Raw genomic sequence first — 4,448 nt, forward strand, 5'->3', positions numbered from 1 at the left:
ATATCATTCATTGCAGATGAATGAGAAGCATAATCAAGTAGCAGAATTCCTTTCTTATCAGCTTTTTTGATGTTCTTATCATATTCCATTGGAATTATGAGATCAACACATCCTTTCAGAGCCTTCTCAGCTGCCTTCAGATCAGATATATTCTCAACTTTGTTTGCAATAGCAATCTGTTTCTTTACCGCGAGATCCTGTGCAAGTTTTGATCCGTGCCTGGCAACATCAAGGGCTTTGGGGGTTGGTTCGGTTACAATGAGAGCGAGATCAAATTCAGATGCAAGTCCTCTGCCAAAGATCTCAACTCCTGCCTGTGAATCAACAATGATTATGTCATACTCATCATTGCATGAACTCAGATAAGAGACCAGCATCTTCACCATAGCAATTGGAGCACACAAACATCCTGCTCCGCCAAACGGGATTGTACCCATTACGATGAGATTTACGCTATCAGGAGTTTTGACAATATATTCTGATAAATTCTGGTTTGGAATCGCCCCGTGATTGTGATAATCAACCCCATCCTCATCCCCATAATGATCATCATCCTCATCCTCATCCCCATAATGATCATCATCCTCATCCTCATCTCCATATGAACGCATTGACCGTTCCAGTTTTTCCTGAAACTGTGCTTTGTCTTCAGCGATAGAGACAACCTGAGAGAGTGGAATCCCAAGAGATGTAGCAAGATTCATACTGGGATCGCAATCTATTGCAAGAACACGTAATTTATCAAGAACAAGGAGACGTACCAGGTTAGAAAGAATGGTGGTTTTTCCAACCCCGCCCTTACCGGTAAAAATTATTTTTTTCATGTCGCATCAAGAACTAGTGTCGTGATGAAAACGGATTCATCAAATTCATCACTAACCTTTTTTGTTGAATCAACATGCCTGGCAAGGAACATCCATTCACCATCGAGTGAAATTGGAATTTTAACAACTCCATTGGCATCCGTCTCCAGAGATACGATATCTTTTCCTTCCTTTTTAGAAATCGCTTTCACAAGTACTGATGGAAGGGGTTTATCTTCATAATATACTGTGAGCTCTATTTCACTGCCAACAGTGCATTCAGGGTTTGCCGGAACTATTTCAAGAATTCCATGTGTTGTATGTGGTCTATAATTTTCGGGTTTTTTTCCGGGGACTATGATCTTCGCCATCTGGTGGAAAGCACCTGAATACACCACATCTTTAAACTGGAACTTAGGGCCTTGATTATATCCATCCTCATTTTGAGAATAGATAACGACACCCATATCAGCATATGCTGACATATATCCGGTCTCGCCTTCCTTGAAGATCAGGTAATGTCTGTCATCTACTGTTTTAAGTTCAATCTCTCCCTCATGCCCATCTTGGTAATAGACATGCGGCTGGAACCGGGACTCGTCAACAAGGCCATCCTGTTTCATATTGTGCCCATATAGAAGGGAGAGAGAAACAATTCCATTTTCAATACTTGACGTTTCGAGCCAGATTTCATGCCCCTGAATCATTAATTCCAGATTATATTCTTTCATTGATACCTCGGAGTACATCGCCTGATGCACGTCTAGACATATATATCACAATACGTATGAATTTCTTTCGCTTTTATCACACGCACATCGTGTGAATAATCCAATTTTCCACCCTTAATAATATACCATAATCACCGGGAACTAGAACATTGAAAAAAGAACCAATTTAAAATGGATAAATCGTCAGTGAGTTAAGTTAAAAAAATGTAAGGTTGAAATCACTTCCTGCGCAGTGTCAGGAATGCAACTGCTCCAAGGCCTGCAAGTGCTGCGAGTGCTCCAAATCCTGGTGACTTCTTTGTCGGTTCAGGGGTTGATGCAGCCGTGGTCGGCTTCTCGGTTGGCTTGGTTGTTGCTACTGTTGTTGGTTTTTCAGTTGGTGCTGTTGTCTTTTCTGCTACTGTTGCCACTGGAGTTGCGTTCTTCGTAGTATTGGCGACTGGTGCTGCCGGTGTGACCTTTGCAGATGGCTCTTTTGCTGCTGACGGAGCCCCGCCTGCTTCAACAACGTTGAAGAGAGCAGTCTCGACAACATCTATTGTTACACCTGAAACACGGGCGATGTACTCGTCTGGCTTAAAGGTAGAGGCATCAACGCTGAAACTCCATTTATTGAGGCCATCAGTGCCCTGCTGGACTTTGACTGTTCCGGTTGCACCACTGAACTCACCGCTTTGTGACTTGTCAGTTGGCTTAAACGAGGATGAAGTCAGCTCAACGAGCAGATCATTGTCATCGTACGCAAGGTTGGTGGTCCCGGAGATTTCAAACTTGGATCCTACTTTCTGCTCACCAATCGGATTGATAGTGATTTTTGGCTCTTCAACAAGGAACTGAAGCTTTGTGTATGTGTCATCAACCATGGCGTTGTTGATAGCCTGGATGAGTGCTTCTGCTGCATCAGTGCCCTGGAGTGCTCCCTGTCCACCTATCTTGAAGAGCTGTGCTCCCCGGGTTGGGTAGGTACCGAGGACATTTTGTGGGTTTAACGGGTTGTCCGGGTAGATGTCAAACTCGTTGTTATACATCGGGTGCTGGATAACAACGAAGTACTGACCTGCATACAGACTCTGGGTTGTTTCTTTTGTAATCTCGTACTCGAATGATTTGTCATCATTCACTGACTCGGTTGCATAGAGGACCTTGTTCTTTCCAAGGATCCAGACTGCTACTCCGAGTGACGGGTCACCTTCAGCAGTGCCTCTGACATACAGTTTGTCACCTTTTGCAACAACGCTGCCTGAAGCAGTTGCCTGGATGTACGGCTTCTTTATGACAAGTGAGACGGTGTCGTACTGTGCATCGTTCAGATTGTCTTTGTCACTTGGAGAACTGACTGCGTAGATTGTGTATGTTCCTGCATCAATCTCGAGGTTTGCAGTCTGCCACTTGAAATCCCAGGTGTCATCATCCTGAACATCAGTACTGTCAAAGGACTGAGGCTGGGCGTTGTTAACTGCCTTCTTTGGAGATTTGAGCATTGCTCCGTTTGTTGGGAGGTTTGGTCCGGTGATGAAGAGATATGTCGTGTCAGTCTCTGAGTTGGTTCCTGAAAGTTTGACCTCTTCACCAAGGTAATAACTCTGATCACCTGCTGCAACGATGGATACGCTGCCCTTCTCTATCTTGATGTCAACTTCATCAGATTTATACTGGTTTCCGTTTTTACGTTCGACACGAAGAGTATACTTGTTATCTTTGGTGTCCTTGGTTGTCTTAAATTCAACTGTTCTCGTGCCACTGGTTCCAAGTTTTACCTGAGCATAACACTTGGTTCCATGGTAGTCGGGATCATCAGGAACATCCTGCTTGACGGTCTTTCCTGCTCCTCCCTCGTACTGGTACTTACCAATCTCGTACGGACCTGCCGGGTCATCCTGCTTGACATTGTCCTGTGTTGTCAGGATCATCGGCGGCTGATCTCCGGATAGCCCGGTCATTGAGTTTGTTCCCTTGACCCAGAGGATGTACTGAGTGCTTGGAACACCGGTAATGGTGACAGAGAATGTGTTTCCACGAACAACAGAATCCTTGTTAGATTCTATCTTTACCTGATCAGTCACGATCTGAACAGACTTTACTGGCGTGATCGTCTTTGTTGTATAATCTGACCCATCTGGTGCTTTGTACTGATCCTGCATCTTGTTGGCATTACAGCTTGCTGTTACGCTGTATACTCCTGGCTTATACAGGCGGTTGTTAGATGCATCCTCTGCAGCTGTGTCCCAACCATCATTTTTCGCATACTTGGTATGATCGTTTCCTTCTCCAATCCAGTACCAGAGTTGTTGGTTGACAGTAAGACCCTTGAGAGCCAATGCCTTGCCGTTGTTGCCAACAAGTTCAGTGTATGTTGCCCCATCTGATGTTTTTACTTTCAGCTTGAACGGACCATCTGATGCCTGGTATCCTGCACGGGTGGTGATACTCTGCATATTGGTTTCAATAGCAAAGTTCACATAATTTCCAACAGGAACTGACTTTCCGGTTATGTCCTCTCCGGCGGTGGTATCCCAGATTTTAACGTTGATTGAAGGATCTTTAACGTTGAATGCCGGGCCTCCCTTTGCTTTTCCATCCCATCTGTACCAGATCCCGGTCTTGCCCAGGAATGTATCTGGTGCCATGTAATAGTTTGATTTATCAGAGACTGATTCTATATCAGCCGGTTGCTCTGTTTCTGAATTTGAACCGGGCTGCCACCATGCGATCTGCTTTGAAGATCCGATCGCCGGGGAGATATCAAGACCTTTCTCTCCAATAAATACGTCTCCTCCCTGGCTTATTTTGTTGAGCGCTGCTGAAGCTGGTAATGCAAGCAGAGCACATGCAAGCATCATGACCAGTATCAATTTGATTTGTGCGTTCATATGTCCTCATCGAGCGTATCATAGTTTATGCGATTTCATAATAC

Annotated in this window: 3 protein-coding genes; all 3 read right to left on the bottom strand. The window is 44.6% G+C overall.

Annotated features, from left to right (window positions below):
• Positions 1-824 (bottom strand): ATP-binding protein (locus VN429_RS03900; protein ID WP_325629997.1); only part of this gene is annotated, 824 nt, incomplete at its 3' end.
• A complete protein-coding gene (locus VN429_RS03905; protein ID WP_325629999.1) occupies positions 821-1,534 on the bottom strand; it encodes a DUF4198 domain-containing protein in 714 nt (237 codons plus the stop codon). The genes VN429_RS03900 and VN429_RS03905, both read right to left, overlap by 4 nt.
• A gap of 218 nt (positions 1,535-1,752) precedes the next feature.
• The gene (locus VN429_RS03910; RefSeq protein ID WP_325630001.1) at positions 1,753-4,404 is read right to left on the bottom strand and encodes an MEMAR_RS02690 family S-layer glycoprotein; all 2,652 of its coding nucleotides are present in this window, start codon (positions 4,402-4,404) and stop codon (positions 1,753-1,755) included.
• Between the last annotated feature and the right edge of the window lie 44 nt (positions 4,405-4,448).

Origin of the sequence: Methanospirillum sp. (assembly GCF_035560735.1) — an archaeon.
Taxonomy (GTDB): Archaea; Halobacteriota; Methanomicrobia; order Methanomicrobiales; family Methanospirillaceae; genus Methanospirillum.